At 39.1% G+C, this 18,636-nt stretch carries 18 protein-coding genes and 1 pseudogene; 2 read left to right on the forward strand and 17 right to left on the reverse strand.

The features are described 5' to 3' along the window. Positions 1-84 precede the first annotated feature (84 nt). Genes MKZ10_RS11730 through MKZ10_RS11755 form a run of 6 tightly spaced genes read right to left on the reverse strand, consistent with a single transcriptional unit; the run spans position 85 to position 2,795 of the window. Positions 85-639 carry a SpoIIIAH-like family protein gene (locus tag MKZ10_RS11730; RefSeq protein ID WP_342505137.1) on the reverse strand — a complete coding sequence of 185 codons (555 nt, stop codon included), beginning with the start codon at positions 637-639 and terminating at the stop codon, positions 85-87. After that, positions 626-1,096, reverse strand: a complete 471-nt coding sequence (locus MKZ10_RS11735) for a hypothetical protein (protein WP_342505138.1) — start codon at positions 1,094-1,096, stop codon at positions 626-628. The genes MKZ10_RS11730 and MKZ10_RS11735 overlap by 14 nt, the downstream gene beginning before the upstream one ends. A gap of 22 nt (positions 1,097-1,118) precedes the next feature. Continuing rightward, positions 1,119-1,298 (reverse strand): hypothetical protein, encoded by a 180-nt coding sequence (locus MKZ10_RS11740; protein WP_342505139.1) that lies wholly within the window; start codon positions 1,296-1,298, stop codon positions 1,119-1,121. After that, positions 1,295-2,194, reverse strand: coding sequence for a stage III sporulation protein AE (locus MKZ10_RS11745; protein ID WP_342505140.1), 900 nt, complete (start codon positions 2,192-2,194; stop codon positions 1,295-1,297). Before MKZ10_RS11745 ends, MKZ10_RS11740 begins: the two co-directional genes overlap by 4 nt. Positions 2,195-2,208: 14 nt before the next feature. Beyond that, positions 2,209-2,607 carry a hypothetical protein gene (locus MKZ10_RS11750; RefSeq protein ID WP_342505141.1) on the reverse strand — a complete coding sequence of 133 codons (399 nt, stop codon included), beginning with the start codon at positions 2,605-2,607 and terminating at the stop codon, positions 2,209-2,211. After that, positions 2,586-2,795: a hypothetical protein gene (locus MKZ10_RS11755; protein WP_203246941.1), complete on the reverse strand. Its 210-nt coding sequence runs from the start codon at positions 2,793-2,795 to the stop codon at positions 2,586-2,588. Before MKZ10_RS11755 ends, MKZ10_RS11750 begins: the two co-directional genes overlap by 22 nt. 189 nt (positions 2,796-2,984) lie before the next feature. On the opposite strand from MKZ10_RS11755, the pseudogene MKZ10_RS11760 reads away from it, so the two are divergent. Then, positions 2,985-4,279: pseudogene (locus MKZ10_RS11760) on the forward strand (IS3 family transposase); the annotation flags it as partial. 125 nt (positions 4,280-4,404) lie between these two features. Here MKZ10_RS11760 and MKZ10_RS11765 read toward each other — a convergent pair. The 11 genes from MKZ10_RS11765 to MKZ10_RS11815 form a co-directional block, all read right to left on the reverse strand. Further along, positions 4,405-5,859 (reverse strand): IS1182 family transposase, encoded by a 1,455-nt coding sequence (locus tag MKZ10_RS11765; RefSeq protein ID WP_342505142.1) that lies wholly within the window; start codon positions 5,857-5,859, stop codon positions 4,405-4,407. Between the two features lie 275 nt (positions 5,860-6,134). Next, positions 6,135-7,823, reverse strand: a complete 1,689-nt coding sequence (locus MKZ10_RS11770) for a methyl-accepting chemotaxis protein (protein WP_342505143.1) — start codon at positions 7,821-7,823, stop codon at positions 6,135-6,137. Between the two features lie 580 nt (positions 7,824-8,403). Then, positions 8,404-8,793: a VOC family protein gene (locus MKZ10_RS11775; protein ID WP_342505144.1), complete on the reverse strand. Its 390-nt coding sequence runs from the start codon at positions 8,791-8,793 to the stop codon at positions 8,404-8,406. Positions 8,794-8,841: 48 nt separating this feature from the next. Then, positions 8,842-9,783 (reverse strand): ketopantoate reductase family protein, encoded by a 942-nt coding sequence (locus tag MKZ10_RS11780; protein ID WP_342505145.1) that lies wholly within the window; start codon positions 9,781-9,783, stop codon positions 8,842-8,844. Positions 9,784-9,942: 159 nt separating this feature from the next. Further along, complete coding sequence (locus tag MKZ10_RS11785; RefSeq protein WP_342505146.1) at positions 9,943-10,377, reverse strand: MaoC family dehydratase; 435 nt, start codon at positions 10,375-10,377, stop codon at positions 9,943-9,945. A gap of 50 nt (positions 10,378-10,427) precedes the next feature. Beyond that, on the reverse strand, positions 10,428-12,020 hold the full coding sequence (locus MKZ10_RS11790; protein ID WP_342505147.1) for an acyl CoA:acetate/3-ketoacid CoA transferase: 1,593 nt from the start codon (positions 12,018-12,020) through the stop codon (positions 10,428-10,430). A 305-nt stretch (positions 12,021-12,325) separates the two neighbouring features. Beyond that, the gene (locus tag MKZ10_RS11795; protein ID WP_342505148.1) at positions 12,326-13,252 is read right to left on the reverse strand and encodes a LysR family transcriptional regulator; all 927 of its coding nucleotides are present in this window, start codon (positions 13,250-13,252) and stop codon (positions 12,326-12,328) included. A 69-nt stretch (positions 13,253-13,321) separates the two neighbouring features. Then, complete coding sequence (locus tag MKZ10_RS11800) at positions 13,322-14,083, reverse strand: IclR family transcriptional regulator (protein ID WP_342505149.1); 762 nt, start codon at positions 14,081-14,083, stop codon at positions 13,322-13,324. 397 nt (positions 14,084-14,480) lie between these two features. After that, positions 14,481-14,918, reverse strand: coding sequence for a type II 3-dehydroquinate dehydratase (aroQ, locus tag MKZ10_RS11805; RefSeq protein ID WP_342505150.1), 438 nt, complete (start codon positions 14,916-14,918; stop codon positions 14,481-14,483). Positions 14,919-15,232: 314 nt separating this feature from the next. Next, positions 15,233-16,162, reverse strand: coding sequence for an aldo/keto reductase (locus tag MKZ10_RS11810; RefSeq protein WP_342505151.1), 930 nt, complete (start codon positions 16,160-16,162; stop codon positions 15,233-15,235). Between the two features lie 42 nt (positions 16,163-16,204). Continuing rightward, complete coding sequence (locus tag MKZ10_RS11815) at positions 16,205-17,152, reverse strand: hydroxymethylglutaryl-CoA lyase (protein WP_342505152.1); 948 nt, start codon at positions 17,150-17,152, stop codon at positions 16,205-16,207. A gap of 415 nt (positions 17,153-17,567) precedes the next feature. On the opposite strand from MKZ10_RS11815, the gene MKZ10_RS11820 reads away from it, so the two are divergent. Next, on the forward strand, positions 17,568-18,584 hold the full coding sequence (locus MKZ10_RS11820) for a substrate-binding domain-containing protein (protein WP_342510175.1): 1,017 nt from the start codon (positions 17,568-17,570) through the stop codon (positions 18,582-18,584). Positions 18,585-18,636 lie beyond the last annotated feature (52 nt).

Here is an 18,636-nt window from a genome sequence, read left to right on the forward strand (position 1 = left end):
TGAAATAGATAATGATGATTTGTTATTGAAATCAACATAAAAACAGAAAAAAGCCCCTCATTTCAGGGCTTTTTCTCTCATTTTTCATTCCTCTGTACCTCCAGTGAATACAACTTGGACGGTTCCGGCATCGGACCAGCTCGTTTTGACATGTCTGATAATTTCATCTGCCAATGTTTTCGACTGCCCTTCCATTGCCATGACCGTTATTTTTACCCCATTGTCTTCCCGATGCACGAATACTTCTGGATAACCAAGCGCTACAATTTGCAATTCCATCAGTGTTTCATCAGAAGTACGCTTTGTCATCTCTGCCATTTCGTCGAGTGCAGCACTTTTTTCAGCAGCAGTAGTGTCTGGAGTTCCAACTTTCGTCGTCAATTGTTCCGCCAGTTTACTGCGTACATCGCGCACCTCCATCCGCATATCTTCGAATATATAACGCTCCGCAAAGACAGGAGCCGTTTTATCAGCATCATTCAATTTCTCCGTTAACGACGGGGAGTCATTCGACTTTTCATTAGTGAAAAGTGTGATACCATCAAAGGACATTGTCTTCTCCCTCATTGTATAGATGGAGATAACGGCTACCAGACTTAGCAAAGTTAAAAACCACACTGTTCTTTTATTCGTTCTCATTCGTATTCCCCCTTTTATTCATTTCTGCAATGACGATACGATGTTCGGGCAACTGAAGGACAGCAGTCAAAATTTTGTAGAGTTCATTTTGAACTTTATAGTCTTTAGCACCTTCCGCAACGACAAGAACACCTTGCAGGTCATTCCCTTTTGTCGTTGTTGCTGTTGAGGCTGTGAAGTAGTTGGCGAGTACATTAGTAGGCTCTCTATCTTCATAATGAAAATACAGCATTACCTGTCCAATCCCTTCTACTTTCATCAAGGCTTGCTCCAGTTCCAGAAATTCCCGGCTCTCCTCCTTCTTCCTCTTCTCCCCCCCGATACTTCCCAGACTGGAAGTGATGAAAATGATGATTAGAATAACGATTGCCCCGAGAAGGATTGGATGGACTTTCCTAGTTGTTGTTTGCATATCATCACCATTTCCATTCATTGAGCTAGTTATAGGACCTGTCATCAATGATTCATTTTATGCAGTTTCACGAGAGACTATGACCAAGAAATATGAGGATTGATCGAATTAGCCAAATACCCATCGCTAGCTTAATAATCGGCAAGAATTCTTCTTCTGTTTCTTTCGGAAATAACAACACAATTGTCGAGGACAGCAAAGTAATGAGTAAAACACCTGTTAAAAAGATGACATTGCCGCACCTCATTTCATTGTCGTCATTAATTTGATAAGAATGATTGAAAACAGCGCTGTATAAATAAAGGCAAAAGCAATTAAAAAGGACACAGCACATAACACGAATAAAGTTTTGCCGATATCATCTAAAATTCCTGTTATGTCTTCATTAGCAAATGGTTCGATGAGCGCGGCGGTCCATCTGTAAAAAAAAGCCGTCAACAGCGTTTTAATCGAAGGGATAAGTGCTACTGTCCAAATGGTCGAAATAAACCATCCACCCGCAAAGACACTAACGCCCGATGAATAGCGCCCCATCGCACCCATGCTATCCGTCATAAACGAGCCGATAAGCGGAACATTTTGGCGGATTAATTCCTTAATCGGTTCACTAGCAAATCCTGCTAGCGCCCAAGTCATTGTGCCTCCAACAGTGATGAAGATGGAGTATGCGGCAACAATCGCAGAAACAGCACCAAGGAGAGTTGTCCGAATTAAATCCGCCATTTTGGAAAACGGCACAGCCGGCAATATTCTTGTAACTAAATCAAAAATCAAGGCCGCGGTTAATAGAGGAATGAGGACACTTTCCGCGAGCACAACAGCTCCATTGGCAAACAACAGCATAGCAGGCTGAAAATTAAGCATACTGAAAGCTCCACCTGCAGCGATCATACTTGCCGTTAAAATCGGATAGACCGAAATGAACATCATAGAAATGGAATAGGCAATATCTCGAATGAGGGCTAAATGTTCAAATGCAGGCTGCAAAACAATAGCAATGACAAGGAAAATCATCATCATTCTCGTCCATTTTGTGAAGGAGGGAAATAGAAAATCAACTAACAAAGCCATTAATGTTGCGATGATGACGATGACGAAGCTTGAGAGCACAGTTCCGAGTATCGTTTCAATAAAGGAAATCATAGATGCCCGTCCGATCATTTTGTAATGAGTGTTGATAGAATTTCAATGAGTCTCGTTGTTTGGTTGATCCATAATGTTAGAATAGAAATTTTTACAACAAAGTGAGTTAGTGCCGCAAGTGAGCCGTAACCCGCATCCGTGATATGCTGGGCTATCAGCTCGGACACATAAAACAAAATAGCGCTGCCAATCAATAACTTTGCAAATGGGTCTGGTAACGCTTCGAAAATAACTGAAAATGTTCGACCAAACGGAAAAATAATGGTACTCAGGACATACAGCAAATAAAAGAGAAAGATGGCTACATACAATAGTGGGTTCAATGTAGGGACGGCAAATGCGATGACTAGAAGTATCAGAAAGACAGCAATCGTTTGAATTAAAATGAACATTACACTGACATCGACAACCATTGGAAAAATTCCATGATTTCCGTAAAGAAAATTTTAAGAAAACGTAGCATTTCTGCAGTAATATAAATATAGGCTATAAAAAAAAGGAAATAGGAGAATTCCTTTTTGCCGGTCTGTTCGAAAAAAACATGTAGTAAACCGATGACTAGCCCGATACCGGCGACACGTAATAAATCACTTAATTCCATCCGGCGTTCCCCCCATTGCCTTATCCTATGTTCACATAACTAATTATATGAAATAAAAAACATCCAACTTCCCAAATTGAACTGAACCCCAAATGGTAGACACTTTTAAAAAAGTGACCCCATTTGGGGTTTTTTCTGTCTTAAAACCTAGGTATACTTAAAATAACTATCCTGACAGGAGTGTTTTCAATGAGTAAAATAATTTTCAATGAACACCAACGTAGAATATTAGAAGCTAATCCATATGTGAACTCAGTTTCAGATCGCTCTATCCAATACAATCCTGAATTTAAATTATTAGCTGTCAAAGAGAATCAAAGCGGTAAAGGTCCTTCACAAATTTTTATTGAAAATGGATTTGACATAGAAATGATTGGTACGAAGAAAGCTAAAGAATCACTTAGTCGTTGGAGAAGAACCTATCAGCTCCACGGCGAAGTAGGATTTTTTGAGGAGCGTCGTGGAAAAGGAAGTACTGGACGTCCATCAACTAAAGGATTATCTCCTGAGAAGAAACTTGAAAAAGCTGAAGCACGTATTAAATATCTTGAAGCTGAGGTCGAGCTGTTAAAAAAGCTAGAGGAACTAGAGAGGCAGGCGAAGAAATAATACTAACATCAAGTGAAAAATATCAGGTGATCAATGAAGTGATTCGTAAGTTTCAATTAAAGAGATTCACAGCTCACCTGTGCAGAGTCGCAAAAGTACATCGAAGTGGTTACTATGCATGGCTCGAAAAATCGGAGAGTCATGCCATTCGCGAGGAAAATGACTATCAAGACTACCTGTTACTTAAATGTATTTATGATGCATACAAGGGGAAAATCGGCTATCGGGGCTTCTATATGGCATTAGAGGAATTACTGGAGACCCCCATGAATCATAAAAAGATTCTTCGTTTAATGCGTAAATTTAATCTCTTCGCCAAAATTCGAAGAAAGAATCCTTATAAAAATATAGCTAAGGCTACCCAAGCACACCGTACGGTGCCAAACCTCTTGAATCGGCAATTCACTCAAGATGAGCCCGGCAAAGTTTTTGTAACCGACATCACTTATCTTCAAATGAAAACTGGACAAACTGCATATCTTTCCTGCGTGAAGGATGTGGCAAGCCGGGAAATTGTCGCGCATGATCTTTCAGTCAGCTTAAGTATGGGAATTGTCTATCGAACCTTAAGGAAACTTAACGATGCATTAGCAGGTAACGTACACCCAGAGGCGATGATTCACTCTGATCAAGGTTTTCATTATACGCACCCAGAATACCAGAGACATGTAAAAGAGATGCAGTTTACACAGTCGATGTCCCGAAGGGGCAATTGTCTGGATAACGCACCTATCGAATCATTTTTCAGTCATTTTAAAGATGATGTAGACTACAAGGAAGCATCCAATCTTTTAGAGTTGAAAATAATGGTAGATGAATACATGGAACACTACAACTGTACACATAAGCAATGGGATTTAAAAAAGATGACTCCGGAACAATATGAGGACACTGAAAAACTTACGTTTTTTTATGACTCTTGGTTTTCTAGACAAAAAGAAGACACATTCCGTTCGATTTTGAAGAGAATGTGCCTTCTTTCCTTGTCTATTTCTTACTTTTACTCGTTTAGAAGTTTTAATATCCGTTTGAGATTCACCGCAAATATCGCTGTTGCACCTTGTATTTCCATACCAAATAGACCCACTGATTTTGCTGTTTTATAACCATGTGGGTTTTTAATTTCGCTATTTTTCGCTTCAATTTTATAACGTTTTTTCGAAAGGGTCTTGAATTCGTCCGTTTCTTGAAGATGAATTTGCTCCTTATGTTCCGTAGATTTAACTCTGATAGAGTATGTTTTACTTTTTGCTCCTTCTTTATAGCACCCTTCACGCATCGGGCATACCTTACATTTTTCTATATCAAATGAGTATGTTTCTGCCTGATTAGCTGCTTGATTTTTCTTTCCAGTTCGTGCTTTTCGAATAGCCATGTGACCTGCTGGACATACATACATGCCTGCATCTTTATTAAATTCAAAGACTACTTTTCGATGTGAAGTCTCTCCGGTAATGTTTGGGTTTAATTTCGAAACCAATTGAAACTCTTCTGCTTGAGCATATTGTAAATTTTCTTTCCCAGAATAAGCGGTATCTCCAATGACAGTACCAACTTCCATGCCCGTTTCTTTACTTTTCTTTACTAATTCTTTAAGATAATGTCCATCACTTTTTTCACCCGTTGTCACAATCGCAGCTGTAATAATACGTTCATCACTCATCGCAATATGTGTTTTGAATCCAAAGAAAGATGAATCCACTGATTTATGTCCAACACGTGCGTCCGGATCACTTGAATAGCTCATTTGGACATTATAATCGTCTATCAGTTCTTTCAATACATTTAACTTTTCTTTCACAGCTGGTAGTTGTGCTACTTTTGATTGTGTTTCTACCACTTGAACGACCTGACGGCAGTAGTTTAATTCTTCACTTACCTCATTAGAGGTTGGTTTTATTGGAAATCTCCCTTTCATATTTTCATCCAGTTGATAGACCGCTTTTCGTACATTTTTCGATTTTTTTTGTAAAAATTCTTTCGGTGATTTTTGATTATAACGGGCTTTTGTATGTGTCGCATCGACGATAATCGTTTTACTCGTGATAAGACCTTTCTCTAACGCAATTTCAACCGTCTTGCCAATGAGTAAGTCTAATAAATTCATGTCCTGTAGGCGAAGACGGCGGAATTTTGTAAGAGAGCTTGAATCGATGACATTCTCTTCAGGTGTCATATCTAAAAAATATTTGAAGGACATATCGTATTTTGAACGCTCCACAAGATCGGCATCTGATAAGTCATGAATCGCTTTTAACAGTAAATATTTAAACATTCGAATTGGTGGAATCGCATTTCGACCATTATCCAAACAATATTTTGATTTTAGTTCGTCTAAAATAAATGAAAAATCAACGAGTTCATTGATTTGGCGAAGCATATTTTCTTTCGGAATGATTAATTCATACAATGCCATATATGGACTTAAATTTAATGTTTCTTGTTTGGAAATCATGGTCACACCGCCTCTAGTAAGTTTTTCTTATTATACTATAATGAGAGAAATGAAAGAAAAAGCGATTGTGGAAACGGAAATCCGTTCTCACAATCGCTTTTGTTATCCATTTGGACTTTTTCAGTGTCCTCGAACAATACCGAAGTCACCTCTTAGCTGCATAGAATAAAACGTCGTTTTTTTAAACTGTCCATTAAATGGGGCTCAGTTCAAATTGGGGAGTTGGATGTTTTTCAGTACAATTCAAAAAGCTCATCTCACACATTCTATTCCTATCACACTTTAAATTTACTTACTTCAAACTGAAGATCTCCTGCAAGTGACGCTAAAGACAAGGTGCTTGCAGAGACTTCTTCAATCATAGCTAGTTGTTCCTCTGTCGCGGCACTCGAGTCGTGAGCACTTGCGGCAGCGGTTTCAGCTAGTACTTTCATCTGCAATGCCCCACTTATAACTTCATCCGTCGTTGTCTGAATCTCTCTGATGGCAAAAGAAACAGTTTGTACACTGCCACTGACGTCTTGAGCCGCCATTTCAATTTGCTCAAATATTTTTAAAGATGTCTCTAAAGTTACTAACCCTTGGTCGACCTTTTCACTCCCTTTTCCAATCGATGCGGTAGCTCTTACTGAGTCAGATTGAATAAATTTGATCATATTTTCAATTTCCAAAGCTGATTCTTTGGATTGCTCTGCAAGTTTACGTACTTCCTCTGCGACAACAGCGAAACCTTTCCCATGCTGTCCAGCTCGGGCAGCTTCGATAGCCGCATTTAACGCAAGTAAATTTGTTTGTTCAGAAATTGCAGTTATGATGGCTGTAACCTTTTGAATATTACCAGAGTTTTGTTCCAGGATTTCCATAACTGTAGCAGTTTCTTGAATTGAAGAACGAATGTCATTCATTTGGATCGATACATCATCGAAGGCTAATGACCCTTCTTTGACAAGTGACCCTACAGATCGGACCATAAGTAGCATATTTTCATTACTTTCAGAAATCCGTTGCACTCCTGACGTCATTTCTTCCATTGAGAGGACGGTTTTCTTAACAATTTCAAGCTGTTCTTCGCTCACTCTCATATTTTCTTCGGCAGAACTTGCTACCATTTGTGAAGATGCGGTACTTTGCTCCGAACTCGCCGATAGTTCCTCAGATTGAGCTGCTAGTTGAACTGCTGATTTACTCATACTACTTACAACGAACCGTAAATCATCGGTCATTTTATTAAATGCGTTGGCCATTATTCCGATTTCATCTCGATTTTTAATCTTCAGTTTTTCAATTTGTAAATCACCATCTGCAACGTGTTCAAGGGAACTTGTCATCAATCTTACAGGACGTGTAATACTCCGACTTATATAGTAAGCGATGAGACCACTTATGATTAGAGCAATAACGCTTAGACCGACGATCATTATATTGGTTGTTTTCGCTAAATTATTTAAGCCATCTCTCGTACTACTCATCTCCAAGTTTTGGCTCTCTTTTAATTGTTCTGCGATATTCGAGAAAACTACAAATTCACCATTTGCAAAGCGGGTATTCTTTGAAATTTGATCCTGATCCATTTTAATAAACCCCTCGATCACCTTTTGTGCAAACTCATCATAACGACGATTCCCATCTAGGATCTCCTCAAGCAGGTATAAATCTTGCTCCTTTTTAATAGTACTTTTCAATTCTTCATAGGTTTCATAAAAGTGCTCGTTATCTATCACCATTTGATTTACAAATGTATTATTCTTTAGGAGTAAATAATTATGTAAATCAGCAGTGACATCTTTCTGTATACTAATTAACTCATCGACAAGATTCACGTTTCTTACCCTGTCGTCAAGTAAGTACGAGTATTCTTTATTTATTTCCGCTACGGAGTAAAATCCCAGTCCCCCTACAAAGACTAAAAATAACATAATTGAAAGAAACCCTAGCATTAACTTCTTTGTTAAAGAATTGACCATTATTACTGATCCCCCTTTCTATATTCTCGGCCTCCTCTCTTGATAAAATAGTAGTGGATACGCCGCTTATTACTAGTATATTCTATAAGGTATAAAGTACTAATTAATTGCCATGTTTATTACACTACAACATTTGAATAGCAATAATTTAATTAACTGCATTTCATGACTATTCTATTATAGTATTCGAGTCACTGCTTTTTTATCTAAAACCCTCCCTTAATCGTTTTTCAAGTCCCCTGTTTTACAAATTAGAGATGTATGCGATTACAAATCACAACTAATTCCGTCAGACGGAACAACAACCCATTAAATGAAACTTCGTTATTAGGATAACACATACTTTCGAAATTGTCAGTATCTATATCAGAAAGTTTATCGCTTAATAAAATCACTAGTTCACAATATTATAAATTTCGCTGTTCATTCAGTTTTCAGATAGTATCCATCATTCTTTCGGCGCCAATTATTCAATATTTTGTACACAGAAGGGCTGTCCAGGAAATCAGTTTTCACCGACTTTTTAGACAGCCCCTAGTATTTATTATCCTAGTGTGTGAGATTATGATAGCCATCACTACTACATATAACTAACTTCAACATTCAGCCATTTTTCAACAGCATTACCTTTTGATTGAATCAACTCAAGAAGGAGTCCATCGGGTAACTCAATCCAATTCCTTCCCTTTGACGCCTCCGTAACTTCCCAAGTATGTATCTGTTGAAGTGCTAATTCCAAGTCCTCGGTCACGATGGCAATATGATCCATACGTCCTTTTGCTCCTTCAAAGCTAGGATCCGAGATCAACTGGATACCGCCCGACAACCATACTTGGTTTGGGTTTTCAGTAGCACCATCGATAGTGCAGACCGATATACCAAATGCGTCCTCAAAGAAACGAATATACCATTGGATATCTTTCACTCGAATCGCCATATGCTCTACATACGATTTATTTTGAAACGCCAAAACGCCACCCACCTTTTTATCAAATTACATTGCCCACAAGGACTAGTATCATGCCTTTTCTCCATAATTTTTGATCCTGTATTCAATTCCCTTAATGCCAGCTACTAATAACCTATTCACGGGGGTTGAAATATTATATTTTTCTCCCCACCTCACGATGGTTCCGTTAATATCATCGATTTCAGTTATCGACCCTTTTTCTAAACTTTGTAATATCGAAGTCTTGAATTCCGCGGGTAGCCCTTCGGCAGCTTTCAACCATATTTCCTCAGGATCCTCCGTAACCAAGACTACGCCGTTGGCTTTTGCAACAGCAATTCCTTCTAGTATCGCTTCAAATGCACAATCTCTAATTTCTGGCACATTGTACAAACCGCCATAAGGTAATCTCGTGATTCCCGACAATGCGCCTGTAGCAACGTTGATCAATAACTTATCCCATATGACCCCGATGATATTGTGGCTTACAACCGTCGACAATCCAGCTTTTGAAAATACGTCAGCTACACGAGTCACCCTGTCAGAGATCACACCGTCTAATTCTCCAATATACGTATATTTGTTCTTAGTACCAGCAAGCACATGTCCAGGACTTAACATTACACCACCAACATACGTCTTCCCACCCAGCAAATGCTCTTTTCCAACAACTTCAGCAAGGGCTTCCTCATTACCAAGACCATTCTGCAAGGACATAATGATCGTCTGATCGCCAATGAGCTCGCCAGCATTAGCAATTGCTTCTTTTGTATGAAAGGATTTAACCAAAACAATGATTAAGTCTACCGGTCCAATCCCTGTGCAATCAGTTCTTGCTTGTACCTTTACCGTTCTATCCGTCGTTCCATTTCTTAGCACTAAGCCTTTTGTGTTAATGTTATTGACGTATTCTTCCCGTCGATTTATTAAATAAACTTCCGAGCCTGCCTCAGCTAGTGTCCCACCAATTGCACTCCCCAATGCACCGGCACCTAATATGCAAATTTTCATCGCTTAACTTCACCTCATGTCATGTTTAGGGCCTTATAACCTCAATAGTTCAATTGAACGTAAGGATTTTTTTAGTCCATCGAGCTATTTTTAACGAAAACGATAAAGAACATGAATAATGAACGAAATTTCATCCGTTATCCCACTCTTATTACATTTTTATTGTTCAATCGGAAAGAATTTCAAAATATGCTGAGCAACTACGCAAAGTTCATCTTTTTGATTGTAAACTTCTACTTTTCCATAAGATTTTAAATCTTCCTCATCAACTTCTACAATTGTGTATGTTGCTGTCAGTGTGTCACCAAAATAGACTGGATTCGTGAAACGAAGGCGATCATAACCATAGGAAACACTAGGCATTGCGGATCGGGCTTGAACCTGTATAAGTGTGGACGCCGTAGAACCTAATGCAAACGACAGTACCCCGTGAGCGATTCTTGTTTTGTATGGTGTCGTCTTCATAAATTCCTCATTCATATGCATTTGACTAAAATCTCCTGTAATTCCTGCGAACAAATAGACATCGGACTCACTGATTGTTTTCGTATAAGAAATTGAATCTCCTACATTAAACGGCATTTTGTTTGTCATGTTATGTTCCTCCTTAAATTTGTGATTTTCTTGCAAGTGTATCTAGAATTTTAATATTGATATTTTTCCAACCATTCCTGTTGAATACCCATCGGTTCAGGCAAAAACAGCCGCCGATCCATTTCCTTCAGATCTTTAGCAATGAGTGGTTTGAAGCCCATATGCGCAAAAATATCACGTTCCATATCGATTCCAGAAGCAATTTCACATAATTCAAGCCCTTGTGATGTTAGACGGAATACTGCACGTTCCGTAATATAGAGGACTTCTTTTCCTTCCTCGACAGCTTGTTTCCCATTAAAAGTGATCTCATCCACTTGTGGAACAAATTTCTTGAAACGACCTTCTTGCTCAATTTGTACGCTACCGTTTTCAATTTCTGTTTTTAGGCCTCCAGCTGTTAGCGTGCCACTGAAGATAACCTTCTTACTATTTGATGTGATATTGATAAAACCACCTGTCCCAACGATTTTCCCGTTAAATCGGGACACATTCACATTGCCAGACTGATCTACCTCAGCAAAACTTAGAAAACATATATCCAGTCCACCGCCATCATAAAAATCAAACTGTGCAGGCATATCGATAACAGCTCGATTATTTACGCTAGCACCAAAAAAGATTCCTTGAGCAGTCACCCCACCGATCGGTCCTGTCTCAACCGTCAGCGTAAACTCATCGCCAACCCCTTCTTCTTGAGCAATTACTCCAATTCCATCTGAAATCCCAACGCCCACATTTCCCACATCGCCTGGTGTCACTTCAAACAAGGCCCGACGCGCAATAACCTTACGCTCGTCGAGAGGTGGAATCGCGATTTCGCCCATTTCCGCAACAAAATCCCCAGACATGAAACGATTAACTGTCCCCGAGTAGAGCTGTGGTTGATCGGGGACTACCACTAGTGCATCCACAAGATAACCGGGTACTTTAACATCTTTTGGATGGAGCGTACCTGCTTTGGCTAAACGTTGTACTTGCGCAATGACGATTCCACCATTATTTTTAACGGCTTGAGCCATAGGCAACACATCCAAATAAGTAATCTCGTCTTCCATCGTAATGTATCCATCGGTATCTGCTGTAGTCCCACGAATAAGTGCCACATCGGGTAAAATAACCGGGTAGAACAACCATTCACGACCGCCTATTTCCATCAACTGTACTAATTCTTCCTTCGTACGTTCATTCAATCTTCCGCCCGTTTGTCGCGGATCGATAAATGTACCAAGCCCAACATGGGTAAGAATACCGGGCTGTCCTGCCGCGGCAGCCCGTAGTAACTGACTCATGACACCCATCGGAAAATTGTATCCCTCAATCTCATTTCTACTTACCATTTCAGCAAGCCGAGGTGATTGATCCCAGTGTCCGCCTATTGCTCTTTTACACAACCCTGGTTGTGCAAGGGGAGACAACCCGCGCTCAGCACGATCTCCAAGCCCCGTAGAGTAATAAAACGTTAAATCCCTTGGCTCCTTCGTCTCCCGAAACCGCTTGGCCAATGCCTCAATAACAACGGTCGGTTCAGTTATTCCTCCACCCGCTCCAAGGAATGCCACAGTAGCTTCTGAAGGGATTATCTTGACAGCCTCTTCCGCAGTTACTATTTCTACAGCATTTTTTCGTTTTATTTTTTTCATAATATTCCCTCACAATCCATCTTATAGTTATATGAATTTAAATATTCCGACTCCCACCAACTAAAGTATAGCCTGGTTTTTTGCGAAAGAAAAATGAATATAAATACTTGGATCCATGAACAAACGGACTACCCATCGTCTGTAGCTACAAATAGGAACTTTATGACCGTCCCAATTCAAATTTCTCTCGAATGGATATATGAAAGCATTTATTCCATTACTTAATTGATGGAACAACAAAAAATCCAGGGACAATGTCTTCCCTAGATTTTCATTGTTTGATACCATAAAGATAGTATTTATTTTCAAAATTCTAAATCTTCCGAGGGCATCGTCGATTCATTTGTGAGTTCTATTAATAGGATGTTTTCCATTACAAAAGTCTTAAACTGTTCGACTGCGGGCGACATATATCCATTTGTTCGCCATACCATTTCAATAACTCTTCTACATTGCGGTTCCCGAATACGAATCATTGAAATTTTTGTCATATCAAGACCGGGGGTAGATGGAATTAGTGCAACCCCACAATTCGCTGCGACAAGTCCACCAATGATCTCATCTTCTGAACCTTCGATTGCCACTTTGGGAAGGAATCCTGCTTCCTGGCAAAACGCATCAATTACGTGACGCAAAGGCAAATCTGATTGATAGTGCACAAATGGCTCATCGGCCACTTCACATAAATCAACTTGCGTTTGATTGGCTAACCTGTGTCCTTTTGGAACAACCAAAAATAGTTCTTCGTTAATTATTGGAAAAGTACTGATGTTTTCAACACCATCCTGTGGCGAGCAAAATACAAGATCGACTTCCACAGATTCTAATTGTTGAATAACTTTCCTAGTCGCCCCTTGAGACAATTGAAATCGAACGCTTGGGGTCTCATTTAAAAATAAGCGAATTAAATTGGGGACAAAACTCGGGCGCAATGATGGAATGAATCCAAACGATATAATTCCTTGTGATGGATCAACCATTTCGCCAATCTTCGCCTTAGCACTAATCATTTCCTGTATGGCTCGATTTGCATACTCCAGGAAAACAATCCCGAATGGATTTAAAATCACTCCGCGAGAATTCCGTTCAAACAACGGAACCCCTATATCTTCCTCTAATCGGGCAATCGACTTGCTGAGTGCTGATTGTGTAAGAGATAGCTCTTTTGCAGCTTTAGTGACATTTTTAATCTTCGCCAATACCTGGAAGTTATGTAGCTGTTGAAAGTCCACCAATAATCCCCCCCATAATCAACAATTTAGTACCTCCAAGCAACAACTGTGGTTTAATTGTATTTTTCTCTATCTATCACTCTGAAATCCAAGATTAACAGAAATTTCGACACCGGCATCCATTAAATAATCCCTTAATTCTTCAATCACATCTTTTTTAAATCGTGAAGTGGGTCCTGACAATGATAAAGCGGCGATCACATCGCCATTCACATCAAATATTGGTGTCGCAATAGCCGATGATCCAACTTCTCTTTCATCAATGCTCTGGGCGAAACACTCATCAACAATGAGATTAAGTTCCCTCATTAAATCCGATTTATTTTTTTTAGGATTCTCACTATTTATAACTTTATCTATAACATCATCAGATTGATACGCTAGTAACACTTTTCCAGTTGCGCCTAATGTAAGTGGGAGTTTTTCTCCAATTTTCACTATATGCCTGATGGATTGCAAACTTTCAAATTGTTGAATACATACCCTACTTTCTTTATCCAAGACATAAAGGTTAACTGTTTCTTTTGTTTGATCACGAAGTTTTTCCATTGTTGCTTTTGCGGCTGATCGAATTTCAATCGATTGTCCAGCAATATTACCAATAAAGTACAGTTGTTTTCCTAGTTTATATTTAAATGTAACAAGGTCTCGCTCGACAAAATTATTCATCTCTAGCGTATATAGCAATCGTATTACTGTTGATTTTGCAAGATTTACTTTTTTTGAAATCTCAGTGAGTGAAAGTTCCCCTTCTTCCATGGTGAAACATTGTAAGATATCTACAGCTCTTTGCAAAGAACGAATACCCTTGTCCTGCTCTGTTGAACTCATACGCACATGCCCCCTACTAACAATTTATAAAATAGTGATTTCGCTTAACGAAAGAGTTTCTATTTGAATGGATTTTATACATCATAGTCCATATCCGCAAAGATTTTCAATGGATAAAAAACAAAGCACCTCTCCATAATTCGGGTAATTGTAATTGCTACAACATACCAAATAGGTAGGAGTGGTGCCTCTATAGCCTTGATTAAATAAAAAAATCTATTTACCATGAATACTTTACTTGAAGTCATTAACGCCCTTCATTTTAATACAACTTTTACGAGTCTTTCGTCAAGTCCCACGTATTAAGTATATCGCAGCATAATAAACAAAGCTACTCAGTAATTTTGTTTATGTGTTAATGAAATTTGCTTTTCATAAAAACGTCCCTCTACTCAACTTACTCAGTGGCGGCTACAGCTGCTCTCAAGCCAAGGTGGTAGCTTTCGACCCCAAATCCAGAAATTTGGCCTTTAGCAATTTCCGCAAAAACCGAATGGTGCCTGAACTCTTCTCTTGCATGAATATTAGACATATGAATTTCAATAATTGGAACCTCGAGAATTGCAAGAGCATCCCTCAAGCCATAACTATAGTGGGTCCATGCACCTGCATTAATAATAACAGCATCCTTATTCTCGAGATAGGCCTGATGAATCCTTTCACACATTTCTCCTTCATGATTTGTCTGGAAGCTCTCCACCTCAACGCCCAGCTTTTTGGCAAGTGCATCCAGCCCCCCGTTAATTTCTTCAAGCGTAACCGTGCCATATTGTTCGGGGTCCCTTTTTCCGAACATATTGTGATTTATTCCATGTAACATTAGAATTTTTTTCATATTATCTTCTCCTCACATCGTTTATTTGACTAATCGAATTGCTAGTTCTTTATCAATAAAAGTTAGTATTACATACAACCCACCCAATAATAGTAGACAACTTACTAGTTTGCTAGGCACATCTAGATCGATAAGTTCCATTTTGCAGAATTAATTACCCCGTAATGGAATTTGTAGATAATTCTAACTTACTTTTATTACTTTTACAATACCATTAAACGAAAAGAATTCAGAAAGTTATATACTTATTGATTTTCGTTCAACTTATCTCTTTACTGATACGAAGGGGGACGTAAGCGGCCAGGCGACTTTTTTCAACAGAAAATCCGATCAATTTCAATGATCTCTTTTTCCGTTAACTGAACGTCCAATGTTTTCAAGTTATTCGCTATTTGATCCGCTTGTTTTGCACCAGGAATAATAACATCAATACAGTCACGTGTTAACAACCACGCGAGAACAACTTGAGCCATGTCCACCTTCTTTTCCTTTACAATCGTACGTAATTGTTCGACCTTTTCTAGATTTTGTACAAATGCATCTCCCTTTATATGTGGCAATCTTGCACGAAAGTCATTAAAGACCATGTCCCTTTGATATTTTCCAGTTAACAAGCCCGATGCTAATGGGTAAAAGGGAACAAAGGAAATGTGCTGTTCTTTTGCATAGGGTAATAATTCCTTCTCGGCATCCCTTTTTAATAAGTTGTACTCGCCTTGATAAACATCCACATTTCCATCTTTATTAGCTTCTTTTAATTGCCCGATGGAGAAATTAGATACACCAATCGCTCTGATTTTCCCCTCTTCCTTCAATCGTTTCAAAGCACCGACCGCTTCATCTTTTGGTGTGTTTTCATCGGGAAAATGAATATAGAATAAATCGATGTAATCCGTCTGTAATCGCTTTAAACTTCCTTCAACCGATTGTCGCAAAAATGCAGGTGAATTGTCAAACACAGTTCCAGTATCCGTGATTTTATGGGCACCCTTTGTCGCTAAGATAAGTTCATTTCGCATGCCCGTTTCTTTGATCACTTCCCCAACTAATTGTTCAGAGCGCTCGGGTCCATAAATATAAGCCGTATCTAAAAAATTGATGCCACTTTTTAACGCCTTTCTGATTAGCTCTTTTCCTGCATCTTCATCGAGATCCGGATAAAGATTATGTCCACCAACAGTATTTGTCCCAAGCCCAATCGAATTTACATGAAGTCCTGTTTTACCAATTTGAGTTTTTCGCATCCTTATGTCCTCCTTACAACATTTTTTTCGCAACTTTTTCAATTATCCTAACTTCTCCTGTGATTCTGTTTTTATATGCAGTTGTGAATTCGGTCCTGCTTGAAGCATATAACTCCCTCCATCATGGCCAAGTTTTTGTTTCACGTCTTTTGCAACATTTATAACCGAATCAACGTCTATTCCCGTCTCGATACCCATTTCATAGAGGGCATGAACAAGATCTTCCGTGGCAATGTTACCCGTAGCTCCTGGTGCATACGGGCAGCCTCCTAGTCCAGCAATCGAACTATCGAAGAGGGTAATTCCTTGCTGCAAGGCAGCCACAACATTTGCCAAAGCCATCCCGCGGGTATTATGCAAATGCATGGAGAAAGTCATTTTCGAATAGCGGTCTTTTAACTCACCAAGCATGCTATAAACTTGATTGGGATTTGCCCTCCCACTTGAATCAGCTAACGATACTTCAGTAATTCCCATTTCACTATAGCGTTGAACGATTTCAGCGATCCGACTAAATGGAACTTTCCCTTCAAATGGACAACCAAAAGCAACTGCAATGGATCCACCAACACCTACGCCTCTTTTTTCTGCCAAATCAATGATCGGTTCTAATTTGTTCAATGCGTCCTCAGTTGTCCTATTTGCATTTGAAATGCTGTGAGAGTCAGTTGCAGACAACATGAGTTTTAACTTCGTAATACCTACATCAATAGCTCGTTCCGCACCCCTAATATTTGGTACTAATGCGCGAAACTTTATACCTGTTAAGTCTTGCGTATTTCTTACAACTTCTTCAGCATCTTTCAACTGTGGAATAGCTCTTGGGTGAACAAAAGACGTAATTTCCATTGATTGAACACCAGTCTTCGCAAGCTCCTTTATGATACGAATCTTCTGTTCAGTCGGAATCCACACTGTTTCAGCTTGGAACCCATCTCTCGGACCCACTTCACAAATGATTACTTTCGAAGGCAACAATAAATCTGTCATTTAAATAACCTCTCTTTCAATTCAGTCATTTCTACGATTAAAGATCTAATTTGTATAAATTTCTCTCAATAATTTTTAAGCTTTACCTAACGACGGACTACTGGCTAGCCCACTTTTACAATAGCATACGAAATAAAATGAGTATAGTCAAGATCAAAAGATTCCCTATCTTCAGCTAAGTCTACTTATTATAATAAGAAATACATATGTGCAAATAGCACGGAGATAGACTTAACTGTATACATGTGCTATTCTGATAATTATAATCATTTTTCTTAATAGATCGATCTAGTAAAAAGTGATAAACTTTTAAGTGTCTACAAAGTACAATGCTTTTTACGATTCACGAAAGTAGCTACTTCCGAAATTTCAAAACCCATTTTACGGGGAAATTAATTGTTAGAAGGTGATCAAAATAGAACCCTCAAAAAAGAATCGAGTTACATTACTACAGGTTGCGGAACACGCGGGTGTTTCACGGTCTACAGCTTCACTCATTGTACGCAATAGTCCTGCAATTTCTAATGCTACACGTGAAAAAGTCCTTGCTTCCATGAAAGAATTGGGCTATGTGTATGATCGTATTGCTGCAAATTTACGTTCACAGCATTCAACGACCATAGGAATCATCATCACAGATATTGCGAACACATTTTTCTCTGACTTACTGATAGGCATTAATGAAGAACTGGAGATGGGTGGATATACTGGTTTATTAGGAACCACTTTTGATTTGGTTTCCAAACAAGAACAACTCATCTCTACAATGCTTGAACATAGAGTAGGTGGAATAATCTTAGTCCCTGTTTCCGGTAGTGGACAAGATACAGTTGAACGTCTACAAAAACTTGATATTCCCGTAGTACTGGCCGTTCGAGAACTTCCAGAAAACGACTTCGACTATGTCGGTTTCGATTATATTTTAGGCGCGGAAATGGCAGTTACTCATTTAATTGACAAAGGACATAAACGAATTGCCTTTATAGGTGGACGGGCTGAATCCCTTACTTGGACAGAAAGAATGGAAGGGTATCATGCGATTCATAGTAAATATGGTTTGATTGTAGACGACTTACTTGTACTTCCAGGTCCCATCACAAAAAACGCAGGGGCGGAGGCTGTTCAGGAACTCATAAAGCGCTCGGGAGATAATCTGCCAACTGCAATCTTTTGCTTTAGTGATTTAGTCGCCTTCGGAGTTATTTTAGGTTTAAGGCAAGTAGGCTTAACTCCTGGAGAGGACATCGAAGTAGTAGGTTTCGATAATGTTCCTGAATCTGAAATTGTACACCCTCCTTTAACAACCGTTTCTTCCTTTGCCAGATTAACAGGGGCAGAAGCTGCAAGGCTCCTTCAAAAACGGCTAACAAACAGTGGGTTAAAAGCCGAAAGAATTCTTATCGAGCCAGAACTAATCGTGCGTGACTTTTAACATAATAGATGACAGCCACAGTTATTGCGAAATTTCATTGCTAAGGACCAAG

The sequence above is a fragment of the Sporosarcina sp. FSL K6-2383 genome (assembly GCF_038618305.1).
Classification (GTDB): Bacteria; Bacillota; Bacilli; order Bacillales_A; family Planococcaceae; genus Sporosarcina.

Bases quoted from the DNA above. Each gene is read 5' to 3' on its own strand.
- aroQ (WP_342505150.1), bottom strand. From the start codon at position 14,918: ATGAAAAAAATTCTAATGTTACATGGAATAAATCACAATATGTTCGGA.
- MKZ10_RS11740 (WP_342505139.1), bottom strand. From the start codon at position 1,298: ATGAGGTGCGGCAATGTCATCTTTTTAACAGGTGTTTTACTCATTACT.
- MKZ10_RS11785 (WP_342505146.1), bottom strand. From the start codon at position 10,377: ATGACAAACAAAATGCCGTTTAATGTAGGAGATTCAATTTCTTATACG.
- MKZ10_RS11765 (WP_342505142.1), bottom strand. From the start codon at position 5,859: ATGATTTCCAAACAAGAAACATTAAATTTAAGTCCATATATGGCATTG.
- MKZ10_RS11815 (WP_342505152.1), bottom strand. From the start codon at position 17,152: ATGACAGATTTATTGTTGCCTTCGAAAGTAATCATTTGTGAAGTGGGT.
- MKZ10_RS11755 (WP_203246941.1), bottom strand. From the start codon at position 2,795: ATGGAATTAAGTGATTTATTACGTGTCGCCGGTATCGGGCTAGTCATC.
- MKZ10_RS11735 (WP_342505138.1), bottom strand. From the start codon at position 1,096: ATGACAGGTCCTATAACTAGCTCAATGAATGGAAATGGTGATGATATG.
- MKZ10_RS11745 (WP_342505140.1), bottom strand. From the start codon at position 2,194: ATGATTTCCTTTATTGAAACGATACTCGGAACTGTGCTCTCAAGCTTC.
- MKZ10_RS11750 (WP_342505141.1), bottom strand. From the start codon at position 2,607: ATGGTTGTCGATGTCAGTGTAATGTTCATTTTAATTCAAACGATTGCT.
- MKZ10_RS11730 (WP_342505137.1), bottom strand. From the start codon at position 639: ATGAGAACGAATAAAAGAACAGTGTGGTTTTTAACTTTGCTAAGTCTG.
- MKZ10_RS11810 (WP_342505151.1), bottom strand. From the start codon at position 16,162: ATGCGAAAAACTCAAATTGGTAAAACAGGACTTCATGTAAATTCGATT.
- MKZ10_RS11800 (WP_342505149.1), bottom strand. From the start codon at position 14,083: ATGAGTTCAACAGAGCAGGACAAGGGTATTCGTTCTTTGCAAAGAGCT.
- MKZ10_RS11770 (WP_342505143.1), bottom strand. From the start codon at position 7,823: ATGGTCAATTCTTTAACAAAGAAGTTAATGCTAGGGTTTCTTTCAATT.
- MKZ10_RS11780 (WP_342505145.1), bottom strand. From the start codon at position 9,783: ATGAAAATTTGCATATTAGGTGCCGGTGCATTGGGGAGTGCAATTGGT.
- MKZ10_RS11790 (WP_342505147.1), bottom strand. From the start codon at position 12,020: ATGAAAAAAATAAAACGAAAAAATGCTGTAGAAATAGTAACTGCGGAA.